The organism is Cryobacterium cheniae, assembly GCF_004403395.1.
Lineage (GTDB): Bacteria > Actinomycetota > Actinomycetes > Actinomycetales > Microbacteriaceae > Cryobacterium > Cryobacterium cheniae.
The window spans coordinates 55,211-80,533 of sequence record NZ_SOGN01000035.1; the positions used below are offsets into that span (position 1 = coordinate 55,211).

At 67.6% G+C, this 25,323-nt stretch carries 28 protein-coding genes, 2 tRNA genes and 1 other RNA gene; 12 read left to right on the forward strand and 19 right to left on the reverse strand.

Features of this window, described 5'->3' with window-relative positions:
* Nucleotides 1-7: 7 nt before the first annotated feature.
* On the forward strand, nucleotides 8-1,204 hold the full coding sequence (locus tag E3T23_RS06610) for a tyrosine-type recombinase/integrase (protein WP_134369595.1): 1,197 nt from the start codon (nucleotides 8-10) through the stop codon (nucleotides 1,202-1,204).
* Between the two features lie 68 nt (nucleotides 1,205-1,272).
* Here the strand turns inward: E3T23_RS06610 and E3T23_RS06615 are convergent.
* Nucleotides 1,273-1,348 (reverse strand) — tRNA-Lys (locus tag E3T23_RS06615).
* Between the two features lie 123 nt (nucleotides 1,349-1,471).
* Between E3T23_RS06615 and hisN the strand changes: the two genes are divergently transcribed.
* The 4 genes from hisN to E3T23_RS06635 all read left to right on the forward strand — a co-directional run bounded on the left by hisN (nucleotide 1,472) and on the right by E3T23_RS06635 (nucleotide 4,610).
* Nucleotides 1,472-2,326, forward strand: coding sequence for a histidinol-phosphatase (gene hisN, locus E3T23_RS06620; RefSeq protein ID WP_134369596.1), 855 nt, complete (start codon nucleotides 1,472-1,474; stop codon nucleotides 2,324-2,326).
* Between the two features lie 3 nt (nucleotides 2,327-2,329).
* On the forward strand, nucleotides 2,330-2,872 hold the full coding sequence (locus tag E3T23_RS06625) for a hypothetical protein (protein WP_134369597.1): 543 nt from the start codon (nucleotides 2,330-2,332) through the stop codon (nucleotides 2,870-2,872).
* A 39-nt stretch (nucleotides 2,873-2,911) separates the two neighbouring features.
* The gene (locus tag E3T23_RS06630) at nucleotides 2,912-3,376 is read left to right on the forward strand and encodes an RrF2 family transcriptional regulator (protein WP_134369598.1); all 465 of its coding nucleotides are present in this window, start codon (nucleotides 2,912-2,914) and stop codon (nucleotides 3,374-3,376) included.
* Between the two features lie 70 nt (nucleotides 3,377-3,446).
* Entirely contained in the window at nucleotides 3,447-4,610 is a 1,164-nt protein-coding gene (locus tag E3T23_RS06635; protein WP_134369599.1) for a globin domain-containing protein, read from the forward strand.
* A gap of 30 nt (nucleotides 4,611-4,640) precedes the next feature.
* Here the strand turns inward: E3T23_RS06635 and E3T23_RS06640 are convergent, their stop codons facing one another.
* From E3T23_RS06640 to prfB, 6 genes are all read right to left on the reverse strand, one after another.
* Complete coding sequence (locus E3T23_RS06640; RefSeq protein ID WP_134369600.1) at nucleotides 4,641-6,365, reverse strand: SulP family inorganic anion transporter; 1,725 nt, start codon at nucleotides 6,363-6,365, stop codon at nucleotides 4,641-4,643.
* 113 nt (nucleotides 6,366-6,478) lie between these two features.
* Nucleotides 6,479-6,853: a transfer-messenger RNA gene (gene ssrA / locus E3T23_RS06645) on the reverse strand.
* A 135-nt stretch (nucleotides 6,854-6,988) separates the two neighbouring features.
* The gene (gene smpB / locus E3T23_RS06650) at nucleotides 6,989-7,465 is read right to left on the reverse strand and encodes an SsrA-binding protein SmpB (protein WP_134362550.1); all 477 of its coding nucleotides are present in this window, start codon (nucleotides 7,463-7,465) and stop codon (nucleotides 6,989-6,991) included.
* A 92-nt stretch (nucleotides 7,466-7,557) separates the two neighbouring features.
* On the reverse strand, nucleotides 7,558-8,472 hold the full coding sequence (gene ftsX / locus E3T23_RS06655; RefSeq protein ID WP_134369601.1) for a permease-like cell division protein FtsX: 915 nt from the start codon (nucleotides 8,470-8,472) through the stop codon (nucleotides 7,558-7,560).
* The gene (gene ftsE / locus E3T23_RS06660; RefSeq protein ID WP_134369602.1) at nucleotides 8,469-9,665 is read right to left on the reverse strand and encodes a cell division ATP-binding protein FtsE; all 1,197 of its coding nucleotides are present in this window, start codon (nucleotides 9,663-9,665) and stop codon (nucleotides 8,469-8,471) included. The genes ftsX and ftsE overlap by 4 nt, the downstream gene beginning before the upstream one ends.
* Before the next feature lie 81 nt (nucleotides 9,666-9,746).
* Entirely contained in the window at nucleotides 9,747-10,856 is a 1,110-nt protein-coding gene (gene prfB / locus E3T23_RS06665; RefSeq protein WP_134369603.1) for a peptide chain release factor 2, read from the reverse strand.
* A gap of 63 nt (nucleotides 10,857-10,919) precedes the next feature.
* Between prfB and E3T23_RS06670 the strand changes: the two genes are divergently transcribed.
* Genes E3T23_RS06670 through E3T23_RS06680 form a run of 3 tightly spaced genes read left to right on the forward strand, consistent with a single transcriptional unit; the run spans nucleotide 10,920 to nucleotide 12,956 of the window.
* Nucleotides 10,920-12,191 carry an MFS transporter gene (locus E3T23_RS06670; RefSeq protein WP_134369604.1) on the forward strand — a complete coding sequence of 424 codons (1,272 nt, stop codon included), beginning with the start codon at nucleotides 10,920-10,922 and terminating at the stop codon, nucleotides 12,189-12,191.
* A gap of 52 nt (nucleotides 12,192-12,243) precedes the next feature.
* The gene (locus tag E3T23_RS06675; protein WP_134369605.1) at nucleotides 12,244-12,705 is read left to right on the forward strand and encodes a nitroreductase family deazaflavin-dependent oxidoreductase; all 462 of its coding nucleotides are present in this window, start codon (nucleotides 12,244-12,246) and stop codon (nucleotides 12,703-12,705) included.
* A gap of 2 nt (nucleotides 12,706-12,707) precedes the next feature.
* Nucleotides 12,708-12,956 carry a hypothetical protein gene (locus tag E3T23_RS06680; protein WP_134369606.1) on the forward strand — a complete coding sequence of 83 codons (249 nt, stop codon included), beginning with the start codon at nucleotides 12,708-12,710 and terminating at the stop codon, nucleotides 12,954-12,956.
* 3 nt (nucleotides 12,957-12,959) lie between these two features.
* Here E3T23_RS06680 and E3T23_RS06685 read toward each other — a convergent pair whose 3' ends face one another.
* The 8 genes from E3T23_RS06685 to E3T23_RS06720 form a co-directional block, all read right to left on the reverse strand.
* A complete protein-coding gene (locus E3T23_RS06685) occupies nucleotides 12,960-13,844 on the reverse strand; it encodes an EamA family transporter (RefSeq protein WP_134369607.1) in 885 nt (294 codons plus the stop codon).
* A 43-nt stretch (nucleotides 13,845-13,887) separates the two neighbouring features.
* The gene (locus tag E3T23_RS06690) at nucleotides 13,888-14,385 is read right to left on the reverse strand and encodes a pilus assembly protein TadG-related protein (protein ID WP_134369608.1); all 498 of its coding nucleotides are present in this window, start codon (nucleotides 14,383-14,385) and stop codon (nucleotides 13,888-13,890) included.
* Complete coding sequence (locus E3T23_RS06695) at nucleotides 14,382-14,897, reverse strand: hypothetical protein (RefSeq protein WP_241977680.1); 516 nt, start codon at nucleotides 14,895-14,897, stop codon at nucleotides 14,382-14,384. The genes E3T23_RS06690 and E3T23_RS06695 overlap by 4 nt, the downstream gene beginning before the upstream one ends.
* Complete coding sequence (locus E3T23_RS06700) at nucleotides 14,872-15,279, reverse strand: TadE family protein (protein WP_134369861.1); 408 nt, start codon at nucleotides 15,277-15,279, stop codon at nucleotides 14,872-14,874. Before E3T23_RS06700 ends, E3T23_RS06695 begins: the two co-directional genes overlap by 26 nt.
* 9 nt (nucleotides 15,280-15,288) lie before the next feature.
* Nucleotides 15,289-15,477 carry a hypothetical protein gene (locus tag E3T23_RS06705; RefSeq protein WP_134369609.1) on the reverse strand — a complete coding sequence of 63 codons (189 nt, stop codon included), beginning with the start codon at nucleotides 15,475-15,477 and terminating at the stop codon, nucleotides 15,289-15,291.
* A gap of 124 nt (nucleotides 15,478-15,601) precedes the next feature.
* Nucleotides 15,602-16,549 carry a type II secretion system F family protein gene (locus E3T23_RS06710; protein ID WP_241977682.1) on the reverse strand — a complete coding sequence of 316 codons (948 nt, stop codon included), beginning with the start codon at nucleotides 16,547-16,549 and terminating at the stop codon, nucleotides 15,602-15,604.
* A complete protein-coding gene (locus tag E3T23_RS06715; protein ID WP_134369610.1) occupies nucleotides 16,537-17,394 on the reverse strand; it encodes a type II secretion system F family protein in 858 nt (285 codons plus the stop codon). The genes E3T23_RS06710 and E3T23_RS06715 overlap by 13 nt, the downstream gene beginning before the upstream one ends.
* Complete coding sequence (locus E3T23_RS06720) at nucleotides 17,391-18,623, reverse strand: TadA family conjugal transfer-associated ATPase (protein ID WP_134369611.1); 1,233 nt, start codon at nucleotides 18,621-18,623, stop codon at nucleotides 17,391-17,393. Before E3T23_RS06720 ends, E3T23_RS06715 begins: the two co-directional genes overlap by 4 nt.
* A gap of 379 nt (nucleotides 18,624-19,002) precedes the next feature.
* Between E3T23_RS06720 and E3T23_RS06725 the strand changes: the two genes are divergently transcribed.
* From E3T23_RS06725 to E3T23_RS06735, 3 genes are all read left to right on the forward strand, one after another.
* Nucleotides 19,003-19,084: transfer RNA gene (locus E3T23_RS06725), tRNA-Leu, on the forward strand.
* Nucleotide 19,085: 1 nt separating this feature from the next.
* The gene (locus E3T23_RS06730) at nucleotides 19,086-19,760 is read left to right on the forward strand and encodes a DedA family protein (RefSeq protein WP_174843846.1); all 675 of its coding nucleotides are present in this window, start codon (nucleotides 19,086-19,088) and stop codon (nucleotides 19,758-19,760) included.
* A 146-nt stretch (nucleotides 19,761-19,906) separates the two neighbouring features.
* Entirely contained in the window at nucleotides 19,907-20,650 is a 744-nt protein-coding gene (locus tag E3T23_RS06735) for a DedA family protein (protein ID WP_134369864.1), read from the forward strand.
* A gap of 21 nt (nucleotides 20,651-20,671) precedes the next feature.
* Here the strand turns inward: E3T23_RS06735 and E3T23_RS06740 are convergent, their stop codons facing one another.
* The 4 genes from E3T23_RS06740 to murI form a co-directional block, all read right to left on the reverse strand.
* Nucleotides 20,672-21,583, reverse strand: a complete 912-nt coding sequence (locus E3T23_RS06740; protein WP_134369612.1) for a cation diffusion facilitator family transporter — start codon at nucleotides 21,581-21,583, stop codon at nucleotides 20,672-20,674.
* Between the two features lie 91 nt (nucleotides 21,584-21,674).
* Entirely contained in the window at nucleotides 21,675-22,265 is a 591-nt protein-coding gene (rdgB, locus tag E3T23_RS06745; protein WP_134369613.1) for an RdgB/HAM1 family non-canonical purine NTP pyrophosphatase, read from the reverse strand.
* A gap of 2 nt (nucleotides 22,266-22,267) precedes the next feature.
* Nucleotides 22,268-23,002: a ribonuclease PH gene (gene rph / locus E3T23_RS06750; RefSeq protein WP_134369614.1), complete on the reverse strand. Its 735-nt coding sequence runs from the start codon at nucleotides 23,000-23,002 to the stop codon at nucleotides 22,268-22,270.
* On the reverse strand, nucleotides 22,999-23,862 hold the full coding sequence (gene murI, locus E3T23_RS06755) for a glutamate racemase (RefSeq protein WP_134369615.1): 864 nt from the start codon (nucleotides 23,860-23,862) through the stop codon (nucleotides 22,999-23,001). The genes rph and murI overlap by 4 nt, the downstream gene beginning before the upstream one ends.
* A gap of 187 nt (nucleotides 23,863-24,049) precedes the next feature.
* On the opposite strand from murI, the gene E3T23_RS06760 reads away from it, so the two are divergent.
* Complete coding sequence (locus E3T23_RS06760; protein ID WP_198416191.1) at nucleotides 24,050-25,282, forward strand: beta-ketoacyl-[acyl-carrier-protein] synthase family protein; 1,233 nt, start codon at nucleotides 24,050-24,052, stop codon at nucleotides 25,280-25,282.
* The last annotated feature ends 41 nt before the right edge of the window (nucleotides 25,283-25,323 follow it).

The following is a 25,323-nucleotide window of genomic DNA, read 5'->3' on the forward strand; positions in this document are numbered from 1 at the left end:
CTCAGGCATGAAAGTTTGGATCAATGACCGGTGGAACACGGTAGACGGCACCAAAAACGCCGCTTGGGGCAAAGGCTCGCGCTGGCGCGCAGTATGGATAGACCCGACTAAGGCCGGTAAAGGTGAAACGTCCAAGTCCTTCGCAAAGAAAGCTGACGCTGAGGCCTACCGCGCGAAAATGGAGGATTCCCTCCGGGCGGGCACCTACCGGGCACCTGAGCTGGCGAACAAGAATTTTGCCGCTGCTGCTGACGCGTGGTTCTCAGGGAAGAAGAAACCTACAGGCTCATCCCTGAAGCGGTACAGGGATGCACTCGATGTGTGGGTGCTGCCCAAGTGGGGAACCCGCAAACTTTCAACCATCGAGAAGACTGAAATAGACGAGTGGGTTACCGCGCTCGCAGACGGCTCAGCACCCCATGCAGAGGATAGAACTGTCCACGGTGGCGGGCTAAGCCCCAACGGCATCACAGCCGTCTGGGTGCCCTTCAGGGCTGCTGTAGCCAACGCTCTGCACCTCGGTTGGATCACCGGAGACCCATGCGTTGGGGTGGAGCTTCCAAAGACCCCGCACAAGGAGATTGACACACTCACCCACACTGAAGTGAAGGCGCTGGCCGATGCCGCGCATAAGGTCGCTGACAACCGTTCAGATGCCCTCATGGTCGAGCTAATGGCGTATGCAGGCCTACGCCCGGGTGAAGTCGTCGCGCTTCAGGTGAAGCACGTAGCGCTTACGGAGCGCCGAATCCAGATTCGCCGGACACTCACTATCGATGCAGCCGGCAAAGAAATCTTTGGCCCACCGAAACACGGCGAGCGCCGAGACGTTCCAATTGCTCCACATATCTTGGATGCCCTGGTTGCGCTGACTGCCGGTCGTGCAGCGACTGCTCCCCTCGTGACCTCCACCCTCGGTAAGTCGGTGAATGTGCACAACTGGAGATCCCGGGTTTGGACTGCTGCGGTAGCTGGCTCCGGGCTTGACGGTCGGGGGTTGACCCCCAAGAGCCTGCGGCACACTGCGGCCTCCCGAGCAATCGAAGCTGGAGCCGATGTGAAGGTGATCCAGCGAATGCTGGGGCACGCTGACGCTACGTTGACCCTGAACACCTACGGGCACCTCTGGCCTGACCGTCTCGATGAAGTAGCCGGTGCCGTATCCGCTGCACGAGAGAAGGCACTGAGTCAGGAATCATCCTGACTAAATCCTGACTGCGGGCAAAAAGAAACCCCCTCTCATTTGGTAAATACCTAATGAGAGGGGGTTTTTGGTGCACCCCCCCGGACTTGAACCGGGAACCCACTGATTAAGAGTCAGTTGCTCTGCCAATTGAGCTAGAGGTGCTTATTCTGTTACTGTCCGACCCGGGGCGACCCGAACCGACTCTAGATACTAACAGCCCGATCACCCCGGGCGCGAATCGGGGCGCAACCCGGTGAGTCGCGCCAAAATTACTAGTCTTGGACTGTGACCCAGCCTCAGAACTACTCCCTCGATGACGACCTCCAGCTCGCCGCCGAGCTCGCCGATCTGGCCGATGCGATCTCGCGCGACCGATTCACCGCAATGGACCTCGTCGTCACGACCAAACCCGACCGCACCCCGGTGACGGATGCCGACCAGGCCGTGGAGCGCGCCATCCGCACCGCCCTGTCCGAACGGCGCCCGGCAGACGGCATCCTCGGCGAGGAATTCGGCACCGAGGGCACCAGCGTGCGGCAGTGGATCATCGACCCGATCGACGGCACGGCCGGGTTCCTGCGCGGCATCCCGATCTGGGGCACCCTCATCGCCCTCGCCGTCGATGGCGTTCCCGTGGTGGGCATGGTCAGCTCCCCCGCCCTCGGCAAGCGCTGGTGGGCGCGCTCCGGCGGCGGCGCCTGGATGACTGACGAGCGCACCCCCGGAGCCGACCCCGTTCGTTTGCGCGTGTCCGGCGTCGCCCGGCTCGCCGACGCCTCGCTCAGCTACAACAGCATCCAGCAGTGGGACCAGACCGGTCACCTCGACGAACTGGTCGCACTGTCCCGCCAGGTCTGGCGCACCCGCGCCTACGGCGACATGTGGTCCTACATGCTCCTCGCCGAGGGCCTGCTCGACATCGTCGCGGAATACGACCTCCAGCCCTACGACCTGGCGGCCCTGGCCCCGATCGTGCAGGAGGCCGGCGGCCGGTTCACCTCCGCCGACGGGCGGCCCGGCCCCTGGCACGGCAGCGCACTGGCCACCAATGGCCTCCTGCACGAACCGACCCTGCAGGCCCTCGGCGCTGCTAGCACCGACACGGATGCCCCCGCGTCCCCGAGCACGCCGACCCGCTGACCGATGACCCGGCCGCGCACGCGTCCCCGAAACCCGGCCCTGCTGATCGTGGCAGCCTGCGTTCTGACCGGCAGCCTCACCGGCTGCAGCGTGATCGGCGACATGCTGCCGACCCCGGTCCGGAGCGTGGCGCCCGTGCCGGCATCCGCTCTCGGCGAGGTCACGGCGGTCGCCGACCTTTTCGTCGGAGACTGCCTGCGCGAGGTCTCGGAGGGTCTCGACGTGAACGCGCGGACAGTTCCTCGTGTCCCCTGCGGCGAGAGACACGAGTTCGAGGTGTTCGCCCGGTTCCCCGTGCCGGGAGACACCTTCCCCGGCGACAATGAAGTGACCGCGGCCGCAGAATCAGGCTGCGGGTCGCTGTTCGAGGACTTTGTGCTGGTCGAGTACACCGTGTCGTCCCTGGACTTCGCCTACCTCACGCCCACGGAGCGGAGCTGGGTCGAAGCGGACGAGACGGGGAGCCCGGACGGCCGCGAGGTGTCCTGCCTCCTCACCGACCCGGCCGGCGCCGTGACCGGGACTCTGGCCGGCGCAGCCCGCTGACCGCACCAACCCGCTGACTCTCGGCCGTACTCTTGATTCATGCGGATCACAGCCTTCTCGGACGTCTCCCTCCGGGCGCTCATGTTCCTGGCGACGCTCCCCGAGGGCGAGCTGGCGACCTCGCGGGTCATCGCCGAGGCTGTGGCCACCCCCTATAGCCACGTCAGCAAGGCCGTCATGCGGCTCCGCGAGCTGGGACTCGTCGAGTCGCTGCGGGGCCGCACCGGCGGAGTTCGGATCAGCCCGGCCGGGCGCACGGCCACGGTGGGCTGGCTGCTGCGACAGCTCGACACCCGCACCGATGTCGCCGACTGCGAGACACTTCACGGCGACTGCCCACTCAGCGGCGGCTGCGGTCTCCGGCGTGCGCTCCGCCGGGCCCGGGAGGCGTTCTACGCCGAACTCGACGGCATCGTGATCGCGGGACTTCCCCACATCGGCTTCGCCACTCCCAGCCTGTTCGCCTGGGTACACTCGCCGGAACGCCGCCCCGATCAGGGGTAATCGGGCCCGCCCCTTAATCAGTATAGAAAATGCTACTTTTGAGCACGTCCCTCAATTGCTTGGAGTCAGCATGCTATCCACCCAGTCACTGCCCCTCATCGAAGCGACTCTGCCCCTGGTGGGCGAGCGCATGCCCGAGATCGCGAAGAACTTCTACGGCCGGATGCTGACGGCTCACCCCGAACTCTTCGACGGCCTGTTCAGCCGGTCCAACCAGAAGAACGGTTCGCAGCAGCAGGCCCTGGCCGGCAGCATCGCCGTCTTCGCCACCTACCTGGTGCAGAACCCCGATACCACGCCTGAGGCCATGCTGTCCCGCATCGCCCACAAGCACATCTCCCTCGATATCCAGCCGGAGCAGTACGACATCGTCTACAAGTACCTCTTCGAGGCCATCGCCGACGAACTCAGCGACGTCATCACTGCCGAGATCGCCGGCGCCTGGACCGAGGTCTACTGGCTGATGGCCCACGCCCTGATCAAGATGGAGAAGGGCCTCTACGCCGGTCTCGCCAGCGACAAGCCGCTCGCCCCCTGGACCGTCGTGAAGAAGGAATCTGCCGGAACCGACGCCGTCACGTTCACCCTCGAGCCGGCCGACGACACCCCCGTGACACCCGCCCTGCCGGGCCAGTACGTCAGCGTGACGGCCACCATGCCCGACGGCATCCGCCAAGTGCGCCAGTACTCGCTGTCGGCCGGCACGGCCACGACGCGCGTCTTCACCACCAAGCTCGACGCCGACGGCGAGGTCTCCCCCGTGCTGCACCGTGACGTGCAGGTCGGCGACACGCTCATCCTGTCGGTTCCGTGCGGCGACATCACGCTCGATCAGGGCACCGGCCCGCTGATCCTGGCCTCGGCCGGAATCGGCTGCACGCCCAGTGCGTCCATCCTGCGCTCCCTGGTCGACACCGGCTCGAAGCGCGAGGTCCTTGTGCTGCACGCCGAGAGCAACCTCGAGCGTTGGGCGCTGCGCGACCAGATGAGCGAAGACATCGCGCTCCTGGAGGCGGCCGAACTGGAACTCTGGCTGGAGATCCCGAGCGAGGGCCACCACGAGGGCTTCATGTCACTGGAGAACGTGACGATCCCGGAGGATGCCTCGGTCTACCTCTGCGGCCCGCTCCCATTCATGCGCAGCCTGCGCTCCCAGGCGCTGGAGTCCGGCGTGCCGGCCGACCGCATCCACTACGAGATCTTCGGCCCCGACCTCTGGCTCGCCGGCGTCTGACGCCTGACGCCTGACGCCTGACGCTGGACGTCAGGGTTCGCTGTCCCATTCCGTGCCCTCGAGGTCGCCGCGCAGGGTTCCGGTGGCCTCGTCGACGGCCTCGCCGACGGTGCCCGCGAACCGCTCCGGCGGGAACCGTCGGCTCAAGCCGTAGTCGCGCAGGTGGTCCTTCGCCGGCCCTTTCATCTCGGCGAAGATCAGGGTGATGCCGCGGGAGGCGAGGAATGCGTCGAGTTCGAGCAGCTCTTCCACGGCGGTCGTGTCGATGTCCGTGATCGGCTCGGCCGCCAGGATGACGGTGCGCACGTCACTGCCGGCCTCGGTGACGACGCGACGCACGTAGTCGTCGAAGATCCCGCCGTTGGCGAAGAACAGCGGCGCGTCGAAGCGCACGATGACGATGCCGGGCAACCGCTCGCCCTCCGGATGCCGGGACAGGTCGTGGTACCCGCGCAGCCCATGGATGCGGCCGAGCTCGGCCCGGTAGGGTCGCCAGGCATTACTCACGAAGGCTCCGAGCGACAGCACGATCGCCACCCCGATGCCCTCGATCACTCCCACCACCAGAACGCCGAGGAAGGACGCGATCGAGAGCGCGGCATCCACTTTGTTCATCCGCACCAGCGCGATGAGGCCCTTCGCGTCGATCAGCCCGGCGGCGGCTACGATGACGACCGCGGCGATGCTCGCCGAGGGCAGGAATTCGGTCAGGCCGGGCGCGAGCAGCATGAACACCACGATCAGCACCGCCCCGACGACCCCGGTGAGCTGCGTGCGTGAACCTGCGTTCTCGGCGACGGGCGTTCGAGAAGACGACGCCGAGATGGCGAAGCCGCCGAACAGGCCGCCCGCGATGTTCGACAGGCCGATCGCCGCCATCTCCTGGCTTCCGTCGACGTTCTCTCCGCGCCGCGCCGCGAACGTGCGCGACAGCACGGCGGTGTCGGCGAAGGCGATCAGGGCCACGCCGAGGGCCGGGAGGGCCAGCGCCGCGACATCCGCCCAGACCAGACCGCCGAGCGCCGGCGCGGGCAGGCCCTGAGGCATGGCCCCGACGACGGGCAGGGTGTTCTGCAGCCCCAGCACGGCAGTCAGGACCGTGGCCAGCACGACCGCCACGAGCACACCGGGAATCTTCGATTTACCCCAGGACAGACCGACGATGATGAGCAGCGACCCGAGGCCGAAGAGCAGCGCTGAGGGGTTGACCTCGCCGCCGGCGATCGCGGTCACGATGGCAGAGACATCGGCGAACGGCGAACCCGAGTCGATCGAGAACCCCAGGAGCGCCGGTAGCTGGGAGACGATCACCAGCAGTCCGAGGGCATTCAGGTAGCCGACCCGGATGGGCTTGGAGAGCAGGTCGGTCACGAATCCGAGGCGTAGGAGTCCACCCAGGAGGAGGATCAGGCCGACCATGATCGCCAGCAGTCCGGCGAGGGCCACCGCGCGCTCGTCGTCGCCGAGGGCGAGCGGCAGGATCACGGCCGCGATGATCGGAGCCAGGGCCGAGTCGGGGCCGAGCACCAGCACCCGCGACGGTCCGAACACGGCGTAGGCCGCGAGGGGAACGATCGTGGCGTACAGTCCTGTCTCCGGCGGCAGGCCCGCCACCTCGGCGTAGCCGATGCCCACCGGGATCAGCAGGGCCGTCAGCACGAGCCCCGCCCGCAGGTCGGGGAACAGCCACGCGCGCCGGTAGTTCAGCGCGGTGTCGACACCCGGCACCCACCTCTTCACCCAGCCAACCGCCATGCGCTTCCTCCCGGCCCTATCTTCCCCCACAACCTCGGCCACAATGCCGAAAGGCCCGGATCCCCAGGTGGGGGTTCGGGCCTTTCATCTCTTCAGCGTGTAACAGCAACCGGTGGTGGAGATGCGGGGAATTGAACCCCGGTCCACTGCTGTGGTCATATGCCTTCTACGGGTGTATCCAGTGAAATCGTTCTACTCGGCTCCGGAATTTGCCACTGGCATCTAATCCGACAAGCCCAGCCCTCGTTCAAGTCCCCCTACACCCCGCGGCTCAGAGTAGGAGCAATCTCTCTAAATGACGTCAGGATCCGGGTAGAGAGCATTCCCGGCCTGGCGGACTTCTTAGTGCGCTCGCTTAGGCAGCGAGGGCGAAGTCAGTGCGGTTTGATTTGGCACTTATTGTTTTGCAGAGATCGTTTACGAGATAACCCTGCATCCTCGACCCGCTTCTCATAATTGCGCAGGCAATGTCGAAACCGATCATCCCCATGTGCACTCACTGTCGGCATGCCGGCATTCGAGTGGGTTACTGTCACACGCTGTTGAGTTTTCAATCTGCTCGACCCGATCAGGTCGACCGCTTCGTACAGCCCCTCAGTATACAACACAACAGGGGCGGAGGGCTAGTCGCCCAGGTTCTTGCGGGCCGAGATGGCCCGGTCGGACTCGCGTTTGTCCTGACGCTCGCGCAGCGTCTGACGCTTGTCGTATTCCTTCTTGCCCTTGGCGACCGCGATCTCCACCTTGGCATTGCCGTTCTTGAAATACAGCCGCAGCGGAACGAGCGTGTAACCGCCCTCTTTGGTTTTGTGGCTGATTTTGATGATCTCCTGCTTGTGCATCAGGAGTTTGCGTTTGCGCCGCGGCGGGTGGTTGGTCCACGTTCCGGCGACGTATTCCTGAATGTGCACGGCGTCGAGCCAGATCTCGCCGTTCTCGATGAAGGCGTAGCCGTCCACTAGAGAGGCCCGGCCGGCCCGCAGAGACTTCACCTCGGTGCCGCTGAGCACCATTCCGGCCTCGTAGGTCTCCTCGATGAGGTAATCGTGGCGTGCCTTGCGATTGGTCGATACGACCTTCTCGCCAATTTCCCTGGGCACGGCATACTCCTCGACTCGGTGTGGGTTCGACGCGATGCCGACCAGCCCGTCAGTCTAGCGCGCACCGGGGTCAAGGCAGGCAGCGCGAGGGGTCAAACCTTCAGGTAGCGCGTGATGGCGAATTGCGCGGAGAACGCCGCCAGCACCGCACCGACGACCAACAGGACCGGAACCACCACCAGGGCGTCTTGCATGCCGACCAGCGAGAAGTTGGTCAGGCGGTCGCCCAGATAGCCCTGCACGAACCAGTAGACAAGGGCGAGAACGGCGCCCCCCGCCAGCAGCGAACCAAGGAGGGCCGCGAACACTCCCTCCAGAATGAAGGGCGTTTGAATGAACCGGTTGGATGCGCCGACCAGCCTCATGATGCCCAGCTCGCGGCGCCGTGAGAACGCGGAGAGGCGGATGGTGGTGGCGATCAGCAGCGCTGCCGCCACAAGCATCAGCGAGGCGATGCCGATCGCGGTGTAACTGGCCACGTTGAGCACGGAGAAGATCTGGTCCAGGTATTTGCGTTGGTCGGCGACGTTCTCCACGCCGGCGATGCCGGACAGACCTTCCACGAGCACATCCGATTGGGACGGATCGTCGAGGTTGACCCAGAAGGTCTCGTTCAGCTGGTCCGCGGTGACGTAGTCGACGACAGGGTTGTCCGCGAACTGCTTCTTGAAGTTCTCGAAGGCCTGCTCGTGGGTCTCGAAGTAGTACTTGTCGATGAACGGCGACAGGGCGGGCGATTCGAGCTGAGCCTTGACCGTGTCGATCTGCTCGGGCGTGGCCGCGCCGGCCGTGCACGTTTCACCCGACGAGATGGCGGTGCACATGTAGATGCCCACCTGGGCGCGGTCGTACCAGAAATTCTTCATCTGGCCGATCTGCATCTGCATCAGGATCGCGGCGCCGACGAAGGTCAGCGAAATGAAGGTGACGAGCACCACGGAGACGACCATGGACGCGTTGCGGCGCAGGCCGTTGGCGGCTTCGGAGAGCACGAGTCCGAGTCTCATCGGGTGGGTCCTACATTCTGTTCGCCGGTTTGGTCCGGTTTCTCGCCCGGTGCGCGCAGCCCGAGCTTTTCGGCCAGGGTCAGTTGCTCCGGCACGTCGTGCTGAATGATCGGAACAACCGGACGGGTCATGGCCCGGCTGAGGTCGGTCTCGGAAGCGTCGGCGACGGCATCCGTTTCCGCTTCCGCTTCCGGCTCCGGCTCCGGCTGTGTGCTTGTGCCTGTGTCCTCGGACGATCCGTCGTCCAGCGGTTCCGGTACGGCCGGGCCGTCCACGGCTCGGAACGGTGCCGCGGCGGACGCCGGGGCAGGGACGGGCACGGCGGGGAAGGTGAGCGGAGGATGTTCGGCCGGCAGAACCTCGTCAGCGGGGACGGGTTCAGGGGCAGCAGTCGGGGCGAACACGGATGCCGGGACCGGGACCGCCGCTGTCGGCGCCACACTCGACGTGCCGCTGGGCACCCCCCGAGCGGAGCGGCGCCCGGTGCCGGCCGTGGTGGTGGGGATCGCCGCGGTGGCGTAACCACCCTGACGCTCGTCGCGCACGATGCGGCCGCCGACGAGTTCGATCACGCGACGCTGCATCTGGTCGACGATTCCGGCCTCGTGGGTGGCCATGATCACGGTCGTGCCGCCGGCGTTGATGCGCTCGAGCAGGGCCATGATGCCGGCGCTGGTGGTGGGGTCGAGGTTTCCGGTGGGCTCGTCGGCCAGCAGGATCTGCGGCTTGTTGACGATGGCGCGGGCGATGGCCACGCGCTGCTGCTCACCGCCGGAGAGTTCGTGGGGCAGACGCTGGGCCTTCTCGGCCAGTCCGACCATCTCCAGGGTGTCGGGCACGGCTTCCTGAATGAACCCGCGCGATTTGCCGATCACCTGCAGGCTGAAGGCGACGTTGTCGAAGACGCTCTTGTTCGGCAGCAGGCGGAAGTCCTGGAAGACGACGCCCATGTTGCGGCGGAAGTAGGGCACCTTGCGGTTGGAGATCGACCGCAGGTCCTGGCCGAGGACGTGGATGCTTCCGCTGGTGGGGCGGTCTTCCTTCAGCACAAGGCGGAGGCAGGTCGACTTCCCCGAGCCGGATGCGCCGACGAGAAAGACGAACTCCCCGCGCAGCACTTCGACGCTGATGGCGTCCAATGCCGGTCGGTTCGTTCCCGGATACTTCTTGGTGATGGTGTCAAAACGAATCATGGCCCCTTGAGCCTAGGCAGGCATCCTGATAATTCCTACTCCGACATACCCAACCGGCGACAGGACCCGCGGATCCAGTTTCTAATCCTGCGGCGCCTGCTTGCGCCATCGGATGCCCGCGGCGATGAAACCGTCAAGGTCGCCGTCGAACACCTGGCTGGGATTGTTGACTTCGTAGTTGGTGCGCAGGTCCTTGACCATTTGGTAGGGCGCGAGCACGTAGCTGCGCATCTGGTCGCCCCAGCTGGCCGTGATCACGCCGGCCAGTTCCTTCTTGGTGGCGGCTTCCTGCTCGCGCTGCAGCAGCAGCAGCCGGGACTGCAGCACGCGCATGGCGGCCGCCCGGTTCTGGATCTGGCTCTTCTCGTTCTGGCAGCTCACCACCGTTCCCGTGGGCAGGTGGGTGATGCGCACGGCGGAGTCGGTGGTGTTCACGGACTGGCCGCCGGGGCCGCTGGAGCGGAAGACGTCGACCCGGATGTCGTTCTCGGGCACCTCGATCGACTCGGTCTGCTCGATCAACGGCACCACCTCGACCGCGGCGAAGGAGGTCTGGCGCTTGCCGGCGGAGTTGAACGGGCTCATCCGCACGAGACGGTGGGTGCCGGCTTCGACGCTCAGCGTGCCGAAGGCGTAGGGGGCATCCACCTGGATGGTCGCGCTCTTGATGCCGGCCTCTTCGGCGTAGCCCACGTCGAGCACCTGCACGGGGTAGTTGTGCTGCTCGGCCCAGCGCAGGTACATGCGCAGGAGCATCTCGGCGAAGTCGGCCGCGTCGACGCCGCCGGCGCCGGAACGGATGGTGATGACCGCGGGGCGCACATCGAATTCACCGTTGAGCAGGGTGTGCACCTCAAGGTCGCCGAGCACCTTCGTGATGCTCGCGAGTTCCGCGGTGGCCTCGTCGGCCGATTCCTGGTCGCCTTCGGCGTTGGCCAGTTCCACCAGCACCTCGAGGTCGTCCAGGCGGGACTCGATGCTCACGATGCGGGCCAGCTCCGACTGGCGGTGGCTGAGTTCGCTGGTCACCTTCTGCGCTCGCTCGGAGTCGTCCCACAGGTCGGGCGCACCGGCCTGTTCATTCAGGTCGGCGATATCCGTGCGGAGTCGATCGATATCGATCACCGACCGGATGTCGTCAAACGTGGCCCGCAGTGCGGCGATCTGCTCCGAGAATTCCAGCTCAATCATGTCGGACCCCAGCCTACCGGGCCGGAACGGGCTGGGCCCGGTGCGGGATAGCATCGAGGAGTCATGAGTGAAGCCGAGCGCCCCTTCAAGATGCGCTCCGTCGCATTCGCCGCTTTCCTGCCGACCCTCCTGTTCTCCATCGGTGAGGGCGCGATCATCCCGCTGATCCCGATCGTGGCCGACGATCTGGGTGCCACGCTCGCGATCGCCGGCTTCATCGCCGCCATGATCATGGTGGGCGAACTGGCCGGGGACATCCCCAGTGGCTGGGTGGTCTCCCGCATCGGCGAGCGCAACGCCATGATCTGGGCATCCATGCTCGCGATCATCGCCGTGCTGATCTGCATCGCCGCCCCCAACCCGTTGGTGCTGGGTGTCGGCGTCTTCCTGATCGGCCTGGCCACCGCGGTGTTCGCGCTGGCCCGGCACGCGTTCATGACCAGCTACGTGCCCCTGGCCTATCGGGCCCGGGCACTGTCGACCCTCGGCGGAATCTTCCGCGCCGGCTGGTTCATCGGCCCGTTCATCGCCGCCGCCCTGCTCAGCCTCACCGGCAGCACCGAGTCGGTGTTCTGGGTGTTCGTGGTCTGCTGCCTCGGTGCGGCGGCCATGCTGCTCCTGCTGCCCGATCCCGAGAGCACCTTCGGCGGTCCGGAACTCGTGAAGGCTCCCGACGGCTCCATCGTTCCGGCCGGCCGAGAGCTCGCTGCCGAGGAGTCCCAGGGACTGTTCCGCACCATCTGGGGCTACCGGGCGGTGCTGCTGCGCCTGGGTACCGGCGCGGGCCTGGTCGGGGCGATGCGCGCCTCCCGCACGGTGCTGCTCCCGCTCTGGGCGGTCAGCATCGGCATCAGCGTGGCCGACATCGCCCTGATCATCGGCATCGCCGGCGCGGTCGACTTCGCCCTCTTCTACGCCAGCGGCCAGGTCATGGACCGGTTCGGCCGGATGTGGACCGCCCTCCCGTCGATGATCGGCCTGGGTACCGGGCACCTCATCCTCGCGTTCACGCACGACCTTTCGAACAACGTGGAGTGGTTCATCGCCGTGGCCATGATCCTGTCGCTCGCCAATGGCATCGGCAGCGGCCTCCTGATGACCCTCGGCGCCGACCTGGCCCCGAAGAACACCAGTCCGGCCCCCTTCCTGGGCGCGTGGCGTTTCACCGCCGATTTCGGCGGCGCGGTCGCCCCCTTAGCCGTGGCCGGGATGACCGCGGTCGCCACCATCTCGATCGCGAGCGGCGTGATGGGTGTGTTCGGGCTCCTCGGCGCCATGGCTCTGGGTCGCTACATCCCCCGCTACGCGCCCCGCCGCCCGCGCCTGCGCCCCTGACAGCCTCGACCTGAGGGGAATAGGCGTCGGACCCCAGGCGTTCAGTGGTCGTATGCCCCTCATCGGAGAATACGAGCCAGGCACCCAGCAGTGGGTGCGCGACCAGGTCGACCTGTACGAGAGCTCCGGCGGCACGGAGGGAACCACCCTGCGCGGGATGCCCGTCATCGTGCTCACCACCCTCGGTGCCAAGTCGGGCAAGCTGCGCAAGACCCCGCTGATGCGCGTGGAGCACGAGGGTGCGTACGCCGCCATCGCCTCCCTCGGCGGCAGCCCGAAGAACCCGATCTGGTACGGGAATGTGGTGGCCCACCCGCTCGTCGAGCTGCAGGATGGCCCGGTTCGGCAGGACATGCTGTCCCGCGAGGTCACCGGCACCGAGCGCGCCGCGTGGTGGGAGCGGGCCGTGGCCGCGTTCCCCGACTACGCCGACTACGAGAAGAAGACCGACCGGGTCATCCCGGTGTTCGTGCTCGAGCCTGTCCCTGCAGCCGCCGACGCCCCTGCCTCTTAGAGGTGGTGCGAGCGAAGACCCGCGGCCCCCAGCTCGACCGCATCGTGCTGGCCGGTCTGACGGATGCCGACGACCTCCGCGCCGGTGACAGCAGGGAAGCCGAGCGCTTCAGCGGATGCGACCTGTCCGGCCGGGACCTGACCGGCATCGGTTTCCAGGAGTGCGGGCTGCGCGGCGTCACCATCGACGACGCCCAGCACAGCCTGCTCGCGCCCGTTCCCTCCGCACACCTCGGCATCATCGTCACCTAGCCGTCAGGGAATCGCGCCGGCGATGATCTCGAGTTCGGATTTCGGGGTATCGCGCTGGGAGGCGATGGCCGCCCCGGCCGCCACGCACACCACCACGATGGCGATCTGCTGCTGCAGCAGGAACGTCTCCCCCAGCACCAGCGCTCCGAACAGGGCGGCGATCACCGGGCCGAAGCTGGTGATGATCGCGTAGAGGCGCGGGGTGATGCGGCGCAGGATGAAGGTGTCCAGCGTGTAGGGGAACGCCGAGGAGAGCACGCCGATTGCGAGCAGCAGCCCGATCACGCCCCAGTTGAGGCTGTTCCAGTCGACCGTGAGCAGCGCGAACGGCACCAGCAGCGCCAGACTCACGACGCTGGCCACGGAGATGCCCTCGAGTCCGGGGAAGGACACGGCCACCTTGCGGGTCAGCAGGATGTACGCCGCCCACGACGCCGCCGCGGTCAGCGCGTAGATGATGCCGAGCACGTTCAACGCCCCGTTCGACCAGGTCAGCAGGAACACCCCGCCCGCCGCCGCGGTGGCGTAGACGAAGTCGAGCAGACGCCGCGAGGAGGCCAGTGCGAGAGCGAACGGGCCGAAGAATTCGATCGTGGCCGCGATGCCGAGCCCGAGCAGGTCGACGGCCTGGTAGAAGGTGAGATTCATCACCGCGAGCACGACGCCGAGCAGGAGGGCCGGCCACAGTCGCCGCCAGGTGAGCGTCGCGAGCCTGGGCCGGTAGAAGGGCAGCACCGTGGCCGCCATCACAAGCTGCCGGACCGCGACGACGACGGGTGAGCCCACGAGCGGGATGGCCAGTCCGGCCAGCGAAGACCCGAAGTTGATGCTCACCTCGGTCACGACCTGGGCGCCGGCACCGGTCAGGCGGTCGCGTTTGGCCGTCACAGTGCTCCTCCCCCTGCGCCGGGGCAGGCGCGTGACGCTAACGCTAGCGGAACACCGAGCGCGCCACCGCCGTGACCTCCAGCGGCACCCCCTCCGGCAGCAGCACGGCCAGCACCGGCGGGCGCCAATAGGCGCTCAGTGAGACCGTGGCACTCTGCCCGTCAACGGATGCCGCCCCGCTCACGCTCAGCCCCTCCATCCGTCCATTCGGAGTGGCGGCAAGATACTCCTCCGCGGCAGCCCGCACGCCGGCAGACGACAGGGAGGGCCGCAGCCCCACGCCCGCGCCGTCGGGCGTGACGGTCATCGCACCCAGGTCGAACGCTTCGGCCCCGGCGAGCGCCGCGCCGTCCGCGAGGGTCAGCAGGCGTTTCCGCTCCAGGTACAGCGAGGTGGCGGCCACGACGACAAGGATCAGCAGCAGAGCGAGGAAACCGTAGAAGATCGTCAGGATGAGCGTCGAGCCCTCCTCGTCGCCGGGCAAGGCCGGCAGCCGCCTGCGTTCCGGCGTGGCCGGCACGACCGCGGCAGCGCGGCTCATCCCGCCCGCCAGAACCGGGACACCGTCTGCGTGGCCTGCGCTTCGAGAGGCACGCTGGCGGCGCCCTGCAGCGAGAGAAGGTCGGGCACGAGCGGCAAGGCCACCCGAATGCGCACGGTCACCGTGACCGTGCTCTGCCGCGTCAGGCATCCGTTCACACCGGCCTCGCACGCCACGTTCACCTCGGTGCCCGCGGGGTCGATGCCGTAGTCCGTGAGCCCGAACTGCACGGCCCGTTCGGCCCGTTCGGTGGCCGTGGCCTCGTCCGGCGCTTGCACGTAGACGCGGGCGGCCTGGCGCGCGGCTCCCTCGACGGCGAGGGCGCCGCCCTGCAGGGCGGCCATCGCCAGCACCAGGTAGACGAGCGGCACCAGCAGGATCAGCCCCGCCGTGATGAACTCCAGCGACGCAGACCCGCGCTCTCCGGTCTCCGACCACGCGCGCCAACGGCCGGCTCCGCGCCGACCGGCCCGGCTGCCGCTCCGACTAACGCAGGGTCTCGACCGCAGCATGGCCCACCACCTCCAGCCCGCGATCGACGCCGAACAGGGCCAGCAACGGCAGCGGCGCCACGACGCGAATCTGCACGCTCGGGAAGCCGCCGTAGTCTCCATAGCTGGCCTCCACGTCGGTGGCATAGGCCGGGCCGATCGACATCGTGATCAGCTCACGGGTGCGCGCCGCGCCCTCGCCCAGCCCGCTGTCGGCGAGGGCGGCGTACCGCGCACCCTCGGCTGCGGCGTCGAGCACGGTGTTGCGCACCAGCAGGGCCAGCCCGAGTTGCATGACCCCGAGCGTCAACACGGTCAGCAGCGCCCCGACCATCACGAACTCGGCCGTCGCCGAGCCCTCCTCACTACCGGGCGATCGGGCCCGGCTCCCCCGCGTGCGCATCACGGCCGGTCACATTCCGCTGACCCGGTCGATCGCCTGTTGGAACACGCCGCTCAGAGCCGGCCCGGCCAGACCCCAGATGATCATGACCAGCCCGGCCGTCATCAACGTGATCAGAACCCAGCCGGGCACATCGCCTCGTTCGTCACCCCCGACGTCGCTCCACCGGTCGCGTACCCGCCGCTGCAGTGTCTTCATGATTGACTCACTTTCTCTCGTGGGGACCGTGGTTCTCTCGTGGGGCAATGGTTCAGTGGTTCGGCAGTTCAGTGGTTCGGCAGTTCAGTGGTTCGGCAGTTCAGTGGTTCGGCAGTTCAGTGGTTCAGAACCCGCTCTGCAGGATGAACAAACCGGGAAAGATTGCGAACAGGATCGTCATCGGCAGAATCAGGAAGACCAGCGGCACGAGCATGGCCACCTCTTTCTTGCCGGCCACCTCGATCAGCCCCCGCTTGGCTTCGTCGCGGGCGTCCTGCGCCTGGGAGCGCAGCACCTCCGCGAGCGGGGTGCCACGGTCGAGCGCCCCCGTGACCTGGTCGACCAGGCGGGTCACCGCGGGCAGCGCGATCCGGCGCGACAGGGTGTGCAGGGCGACGGCGAGCGGCACCCCGGTGCGAACATCCGCCACCACCCCCGCGAGTTCCTTCGACAACTCGCCCGTGCTCGTTCGCGACACCCGGGCGAGCGCATCCAGGATGCCCTCCCCCGCCGACAGCGACAGCGTCATGAACTCGAGCACGGTCGGGAATTCGCTCTGCATGCGCGCCAGCCGGGCGGTGGCGGCGCGGCCGAGCATCCAGTCACGGGCCAGTGCGCCACCCGCCGCGGCGACCACCGGCAGGCAGACCTGCACGAACGCCGGCAGCGACCGGAAGGTGGGCAGCGCCACGACCACCCCCGCGCCGACAGCGAGCCCGACGAGCGCCCAGACCACCTGCTCCGACCGGAACTCGTCGGTGCTGCGGCGCGACCCCGATTGCCGCAGCCGTCGCTCGATCGTCTCCGTGCCACCGAGAACGGCGGCGAACGCGCGTTTGAGGCCACCGAACACGGGCGCGAACAGGGTGCCGATGACCGGCAACGGATGCACCGTCGTGCGCCCCACGAATTCCCGCGCCTCCTCCGACACGTCCAGGATGTACGGCGCCAGCCTCTGCGCGAGACGCGGGCGGCTCAGCCGGGGAACGAGGCTGGCCAGAGACCAGAGACCCACGCCCAGCGCGGTGCCGCAGAAGAGCCCCCAGGCCTGCACGGCGCTCACCGGAACCACCGGCGTTCCTCCGGCAGCCGCCCCAGCGCCACCATCAGACGATAGGCGACCGCGGAGACCCCGAGGCCGCCGACGATCACGACCACGCCGGCAGGGGTGTTGTAGGCGACGGCCGCCTCGGGCCGGGACGCCAGGAGCAGCAGAACGATCCAGGGCGCGGCCACGCCGAGCCGCGCCGCATTGACGATCCAGGACTGGCGGGCCTCCACCTCGGAGCGGATGGCGGCATCCTGCCGGAGCCACGCCGCGAGACTGCGCAGCACGACCGTGAGGTCGCTGCCGCCGACCTCCCGTGCCATGCGCAGGGTCTCCAGGATGCGGTCGGCCACCGGGTCGGCCAGGGACGCCTTGAGCCCGTCGACGGCGACACCGAAGTTGCCGGTCGCCTGATACTCCCGAGCGAACTCGGCGAAGGCGGGCCGGGTCGACAGCGGACCGGCCCCGGCCAGGCTGCCCACACTGTCGGGCAGCGCCAGGCCCGACCGCACCGCCGACACCAGGTGGTCGACGACGTCGGGCCAGACGGCCCGGTTCGCCCGCCGCCGGGCGCGCGTCCGCCAGGCCACCATCAGCGTCGGCAGCCCCAGCCCGACGAGCGCGGCGACAAGGGACAGGGCCGCAATGCCCAGGATGGCCTGGCTCAGCGCCGACACGGCCAGCCCCAGCACCACGGAGAGGGCGACGAAAGCCGGCAGCGGGAGGCTGCCGAGCCCGGCCTGGGCGAGGCTCGCCCGCAGCCGGCCCGGCGTACGGGACCGGTCCTTGTCGCCGGTTCGTGGCCAGAGGAACGGTGCGGCGAGCAGGAGAAAACCCGCGCCGAGCATCCCCCCGAGTGCGAGCGTCATGCGGCCCCGGCCCGGAGCACGATGGCCGGGTCGAGTCCGGCCGCGTGGAACTTGGCCAGCTTCGTCGGGTAGCCCCCGGTCGGCTCGAGCGCCCCCCGCGTGGCTTGGAAGATCGGGCTGGCCTCAATCATCGCCCCCGACAGTTGTCCACTGGGCGCAAGGATCTCCGTCACCCGGCGACGCCCGTGCCGGTCGATCTCGCAGTGCACGACGATGTCGATGCAGCCGGCCACGGTCGGCAGCACGAACGACGAGTCGATGTTGCGCCCGGCGAGCAGCGGAAGCGTGGACAGCTTGCCGAGCGCATCCCGCGCACTGTTGGCGTGGATAGAACACATACCCGGCAGCCCACTGTTCAGGGCGATCAGCAGATCGAGGCTTTCGGCCTCGCGCACCTCGCCGACGATCAGCCGGTCCGGGCGCATCCGCAGCGACTCCTTGATCAGGCGCCGCAGGGTGATCTCCCCGGTGCCCTCGAGGCTGGGTTGGCGGCACTGCATCGCCACGACGTCGCGTGCGGCCAGGTCGAGCTCGAAGGTCTCCTCCACCGTCACGATGCGCTCGTTCTTGCGCGTGGCCGAGAGCAGAGCGTTGAGCATGGTGGTCTTGCCCGTCTGGGTGGCCCCGGAGACGAGGATGTTCTGCCCGGCCAGCACGCACATGCGCAGAAACTCGGATGACTGCTGCGTGAGCGAGCCGAGCCCGACCAGTTGGTTCAGGTCACGGATGCGCCGGGTGAACTTGCGAATATTGACGGCCCAGTGCTGCCTCGTGATGTCTGGGATGACGACGTGCAGCCGCGAACCGTCGGGCAGCGAGGCATCGACGAACGGGGAGGAGAGGTCGACGCGGCGACCGGATGCCTGCAGCATCCGTTCGACCAGGTCGCGCACCTCCCGCTCGGTGAGCACCATCGTGGTCAGCTCGGGCACCCCGTCGCGGGCCACGAAGACCCGGCTGGGCGCGTTGATCCAGATCTCCTCGATGCCGGGATCGTCGAGGAACGGCTGCAGCGCACCGAATCCGGTCAGCGAGGCCACGACCTCGCGCGCGGCCTGGTTCTCGTCGGCGATCAGCGGCAGGGAATTGCCGAGCGCCCGCTCGGCGTAGCGCTGCACCTCGTCGCGCACATACTTCTCGGCGAGCCCGGTGTGCGACGCCAGGTCAACGCCGTCGCGGCGCACCCGAGACCGAACCTGCTCGGTGATGATGCGCACGGCTTCGCTCATTCCTGCATGATTGCCCATCCACGGCCGGCCACGCCCGACTTATCCACAGCCCCACGCCGGTCCCCGCCCCTGTGCCGCACGCCGAGCCTCTCCGCACGCAGGCACCTTGGGCATAACTCCTGCAAATTCCTCCGTTTTGGCCGAATTCAGGCCTCATACGGGACACGGCGCAGAATTTGCAGGAGTTATGCAAGGAGGGGCAGGTCTTGGAGGCGTGCAGGTCCGGCAGGTTGAGCGGCCCTGGAGAAGACACTCGACGGACGTGCGCTCTCCCGCACGGCCGACGGTTAGGGGAGTCACTACTCCAAGCGGCATCCTCCGCCTGACCGGCACGCTCTCGGACAGGTCACTCCCGCGAAGTACACTGGAAGCGCACTTCGCGGGAGTGGTGAAATTGGCAGACACGCAGGATTTAGGTTCCTGTGCTTTCGAGCGTGGGGGTTCAAGTCCCCTCTCCCGCACATGAGTCACATCTCGGCCCTGGACGGCCAATTGAACGACCTGCTGGCGAACACCGGCGTCGTTGTTTTCTACCTGCTCGTCTGGGCCCTCGTCTTCGCCGGCACCGCCGTTTTCCTCGGAGTCTTCATCCCGTTCATCACCGGCGACTCCCTTCTCTTCGGCTCCGGCCTGGTGGCCGCGTCCACGCCGAGCCTGAGCATCGCCGTCCTGGCCGTCGGCACCGGCATCGCCGCGTTCCTGGGCGACCAGGTCGGTTTTGTGCTCGGGCGCCGCTTCGGGCGCTCTTACCTGGACCGCCACGGCGGCCGGCGCACCCGAACCGCCATCACCAGGACCGAGATTTTTTACCGCAAGTACGGCTGGTGGTCGGTGGTCGTCGCCCGGTTCATGCCGTGGGGCCGGGTCTTCGTCCCGGTGATCGCGGGCGTCGGCCGCATGAACTACTACAAGTTCCTGACCAGCAATCTGGTCGGAGCCCTCGCCTGGGGCGTGGGCCTCACCCTGACCGGGTATTACGCGGCCGCCATCCCTGGCGTGAAGAGCGCCGCCTACGTCATCGCCGGTGTCTTCATCACCGCCTCGATCGTCTTCGGCGTGCGCACCCTGCTCATCGATCGCGCCCAGAACCGGCTGGATGCCCGGAACGCGCTCCTCCACGACCCGACCGCCCCGTAGGCCCGCGGACCGCTGCAACCCACGGACCGTTGCAGCCCACGGCGGACTGTCGGCAAACCGCGTTAGCCTGTATCAGAGCACGGCGATCCCGCCGCCCGGCCGATCTGACCGACGCCCACTGGAGATTCTTAGTGATTCATACCGCACTGCTTCCCACGGCAGTCATCCCCTGGCTCGACCCGGAAGTCCTGATCAACGGCTTCGGGCCCTGGGCCCTGCTGGGCGTCTGCGCGATCGTCTTCGCCGAGACCGGCCTGCTCGTCGGGTTCCTGCTTCCCGGGGACACCCTGCTGGTCATCACCGGCCTGCTGACCTTCGCCGGAGTCATCCAGATCGACATCTGGTGGGTGGCCCTGGCCATCGGCTTCGCGGCGTTCCTCGGCGGTGAAGTCGGCTATATGATCGGGCACAGGTTCGGCCCCCGGGTATTCGAGCGCAAGGAATCGGGCCTGTTCAGCATCAAGAACGTCGAGCGTACGAACGCGTTCTTCGTGCGCTTCGGCGGCGTCGCCGTGATCGTGGCGCGCTTCGTGCCGATCGTGCGCACCTTCGCCCCGGTCGCGGCCGGCGTCGGCCACATGGACTACCGCAAGTATTCGCTCTACAACCTGATCGGGGCTCTCCTCTGGGGTGCCGGCCTCACCTACTTCGGATTCTTCCTCGGTTACATCCCGCCCGTCGCGGATTTCGTGCAGAACTACATCGACATCATCCTGCTGGCCGCGGTCTTCATCACGCTCATCCCCACCGTTTTCCACTACCTCCAGGCCGCGTCCAAGTCCCGCCGGGACGCGCGCGCCGGGCTGACCGTTCAGACCGGAAGCCTCGTCCTGGACGCCGATGCCTTCGAGGGCGCCCCCGAGCAGAAGCGCGACGAGCCCGAACTCTGATCCCCCTCCGCGCCGCCGGAGCTACGGGTGCGGGTTCTCCTCGTGCGCGGCATGTTCGGCCGGCTCGAGCTGGAACGTGGAGTGGGCCACGTCGAAGTGGTCCGCCAGACAGGCGGAGAGCTCATCGAGCAGCGCGCCGGAGCCTCCTCCGCTGAGCACGGCCGGCTCGACCACGACGTGGGCGCTGAAGACGTGCGCGCCGGACGTGATCATCCAGACATGCACATCGTGCACCGTCAGCACGCCCTCCGTCCCGAGCAGGTGCCTCCGGATCTCCGCGATGTCCGTGTCGGCCGGCACCGATTCACTGAGCACGCGCACCACGTCACGCAGCAGCACGAACGCTCGGGGCGCGATCATGCCGGCGATGACCAGCGACGCGATCGCATCCGCCTGCACGAAACCGGTGAGCAGGATGATCGCGGCGGCGACGATGACCGCCACCGAGCCCAGGGTGTCCCCGAGAACCTCGAGGTAGGCGCCGCGCATATTGATCGACGACCCGGCCGCCGGCCGCAGCAGGAGCAGTGCCGCGACATTGGCCAGCAGACCGATCGCCGCCACGACCAGCATCGGGGCCGCCCGTACCTCGCTGCCGCCGGCATCGACAAGCCGGCCGATGGCGCCGATCACGACGGCGATGGCCACCCCCACCAGGATGATCCCGTTCAGCAGGGCGCCGAACACCTCCGCCCGCTGGTAGCCGAAGGTCTGCCGGTCGGTGGCCGGGCGGGCGGCCACCACGGTGGCCGTCAGGGCGATGATCAAGCCGGCAAGGTCGGAGAACATGTGGCCGGCATCCGCCAGCAGGGCCAGGGACCCGGTCAGCCAGGCGCCGACGACCTCCACGACCAGTACCGCGGCGACGATCCCGATCGCCACCGACAAGCGCGCACGGTTCGTGTGCGAGGTGTGCGCGTGATCGTGGCCCATGCCTCCACGGTATGGCCGCGGGCACCCGACCGCCAGTTCGGGCGCCAGTCGGGAATGAGTGCCGTTCTCAACCGGGTGACGGATGCGCCGGTCAGGCTTCCAGCAGCGTCTCCAGCACCGGAATCAGCTTGCCGAAGGCTCTCGCCCGATGACTGTGCTCGTTCTTCACGTTGGGGGTCAGCTCTGCGGCGGAGATCGCGTAGCCGTCGGGCAGGAAGATCGGGTCGTAGCCGAAGCCGCCGGCACCGCTTCGCTCGGTCAGGATCTGCCCGGGCCATTCCCCCGTCACGTGCCACTCCGTGCCGTCGGGCATGGCCAGAGCGGCGACGCAGGTGAAGTGGCCGCCCCGGTGCTCCGCGGCCACATCTCCCAGCTGCCAGAGCAGCAGCTGCAGGTTCTGGTCGGAGTCCCGGGCGGGTCCGGCCCAGCGTGCCGAGAAGATGCCGGGCGAGCCGCCGAGCACGTCCACGCAGATGCCGGAATCGTCGGAGATGGCCGGCAACCCGGTGTGCGCCGCGGCGGCCCGCGCCTTGATCAGGGCGTTCTCGGCGAAGGTGACGCCGTCTTCGACCGGCTCGGGGCCGTCGTAGGCCAGCACCTCGAGGCCGGGGATCGCCGGGGCCAGGATGCGCCGCAATTCCTCCACCTTGTGCTGGTTGTGGGTGGCGAGAACGACCTGCATGGTCAGTTCCCCAGCGCTGTCTTCTGGAACTCGGTCAGGGAGATCGTCCCTGCCAGCGCCAGGTCGAGCAGCGAGTTCAGTTCCGTGCGGTCGAAGGGCGCGGCCTCGGCCGTCCCCTGCACCTCCACGAACAGCCCGCGGCCGGTGACGACCACGTTCATGTCGGTCTCGGCGCGGGAGTCCTCCGTGTAGGCGAGGTCGAGCATGGGCGTGCCACCCACGATGCCGACGGAGATGGCCGCCACGCTGTCGGTCAGGGGCTGAGCCTTCTGGCTGATGAACTTCTTCTCGCGACCCCACTCGAGGGCGTCGGCGAGGGCCACGTAGGCGCCCGTGATCGCCGCGGTGCGGGTGCCACCATCGGCCTGGAGCACGTCGCAGTCCAGCACGATGGTGTTCTCGCCGAGCGCCTTCATGTCAACCACGGCGCGCAGGCTGCGTCCGACCAGGCGGCTGATCTCGTGCGTGCGGCCGCCGATGCGGCCCTTGACCGATTCGCGGTCCATCCGGGAGTCGGTGGAGCGCGGCAGCATGGAGTACTCGGCGGTGACCCAGCCCTTGCCCTTGCCGGCCATCCACCGCGGCACGCCGTTGGTGAACGAGGCCGTGCAGAGCACCTTGGTGCGTCCGAACGAGATGAGGGCGGACCCTTCGGCCTGATCGCTCCAACCGCGCTCGATCGTGACGGGGCGCAGCTGGTCGTTCGTTCGTCCGTCTACGCGCACGGTGTCGGTCACGGGGTCTCCTTCTGGTCGGGATGCGATACGGCGAACTCGGCAAGCTCGCTCAAAGTGAAGGACCCGGTCTCGACCAGGTCGACGCGGCCGATTTCCGGCCCGATCAAACGGTGAGCCAGGGACAGGAACTCTTGGGCACTGTCGCCGGTGGCCTCGTAGCGGTAGCTCGGCGGTGCCTGCTCGGTGCGTTCCAGGCCCTGGCTGACCAGCAGCCGGTACACGTCGTTGGCCGTCTCGGTGTCGCTGGAGACGAGGGTCACGGTGTCCCCCATCACGAAGGAGATGGCGCCGCGCAGGAACGGGTAGTGCGTGCAGCCGAGCACGAGGGTGTCGACCTCCGCGGCCCGCAGCGGGGCGAGGTAGCCCTCGGCGACCGAGAGCAGCTCGTCGCCGGTGGTGATTCCCGCCTCGACGAATTCGACGAACCGGGGGCAGGCCTGGGTGAGCAGCTGGATGTCGGTGGCCGCGGCGAACGCGTCGTCGTAGGCGCGCGATTTGACGGTGCCGAGAGTGCCGATCACGCCGACGCGTTTGTTGCGGGTGGTGCGCACGGCGCTGCGCACGGCGGGCTGGATGACCTCGACCACGGGAACGCTGTAACGTTCGCGGGCATCCCGGAGCATCGCGGCCGACGCGGTGTTGCACGCGATGACCAGCATTTTCACGTCCTGAGCGACCAGGTCGTCGAGAACGTCGAGGGCGAAGCCGCGCACATCCGCGATCTTCTTCGGGCCGTACGGAGAATGGGCAGTGTCTCCGATATAGAGGATCGATTCATTGGGCAGCTGATCCTTGATCGCCCGGGCGACAGTCAGGCCGCCCACTCCGGAATCGAAGATTCCAATCGGTGCATCCGTCACGACGTTCGAGCTTAGTCGCAATCCCTGAACGGGGAGTCTATAAGCACATTCACAGCCTCGCGAGTGCGGCGCGAGCACGTTCCATTCGGGGAATATGGCCGTAACTACACTCGGAATATGGCTCCCGCCAACCGACGGTCGCCGCACCAGAATGACGTCACATCCGTCGTTTGAGGAGATGATCACCGTGAATGACCGAGTCGTAATCACCGGACTGGGCGCCTTGACGCCCCTGGGCAACAATTGGCGCGACACGTGGTCGGGTCTCATCGAAGGACGCAGCGGCGTCGATCGCATCACTCTGTTCGATCCCACCGGACTGCCGACGCAGATCGCCGGAGAGGTGAAGAACTTCGTTCCGGCCGAGCGGATGACCGTGAAGCAGGTCAAGCGCGCATCCCGGTCCTCACAACTCGCCATCGCCGCCGCCCGCGAGGCGGTGGCGGATGCCGGCTTCGGCTCTTCCATGGAAGGCATCGACACGGCGGTCGTCGTCAATAGCGCCGTCAGCGGTTTCGCGGAGATCCAGGAAGCCACCGAGCTCGTCAACTCCGGTGATTCCCGGCGCATCCCACCGCGCTTCGTGCCCTCCGCCCTGCTGAACATGGCCGCCTGTGAGGTCGCGATCGACCTCGGCATCCACGGACCGGTAAACGCGAGCGCCCTGGCCTGCGCCAGCGGGGCCTACGCGCTCCTCGAGGCCCGCACCATGCTCGTCATGGGTGACGCCGACGTCGTCATCGCCGGCGGCGTCGAGGCAGCCATCACGCCGGTCATGTTCGCCGGCCTGAACGCGATGCACGCGGCCTCCAAGAACAACGAGTCGCCGGCCGAGGCCTCCCGCCCGTTCGATGCCGACCGCAACGGACTCGTCTTCGGCGAGGGAGCGGTCGTCTTCGTGATGGAGCTGCTCTCCCACGCCCGCGCCCGCGGCGCCCAGATCTACGCGGAGGTGCTGGGCGGCGCCCTCACCAGCGACGGCCACAGCATCGTCGCGCCCGAACCCACCGGCAAGTTCGCCAGCCTGGCCATGACCCGCGCCCTCATCAAGTCCAAGCTGAATCCGAGCGACGTCGACATGATCTGCGCCCACGGCACCTCCACCCAGGCCAATGACCGGGCCGAGACCTCGGCGATCCGCCAGGCACTCGGGCACAGCGCCGACTCCATCGCCGTCACCGCCCCCAAGTCGATGACCGGCCACATGATCGGAGCCGCGGGCGCCCTCTCCGGCCTGCTCTGCGCCCTGTCGGTTCGCACCGGCATCATCCCGCCCACGATCAACTACACGACGCCCGACCCGGACTGCACACTCGACTACGTGCCGAGGGTTGCCCGGGAGAAGCCGGTGAAGTTCGCTCTGGCGAACGCCTTCGGCTTCGGCGGGCAGAACTGCATCGTCGCCTTCGGGGCGCTGTAGGCCCGCACTGCAGGCAAGAACCCGTACCGGTCGGGCGGATA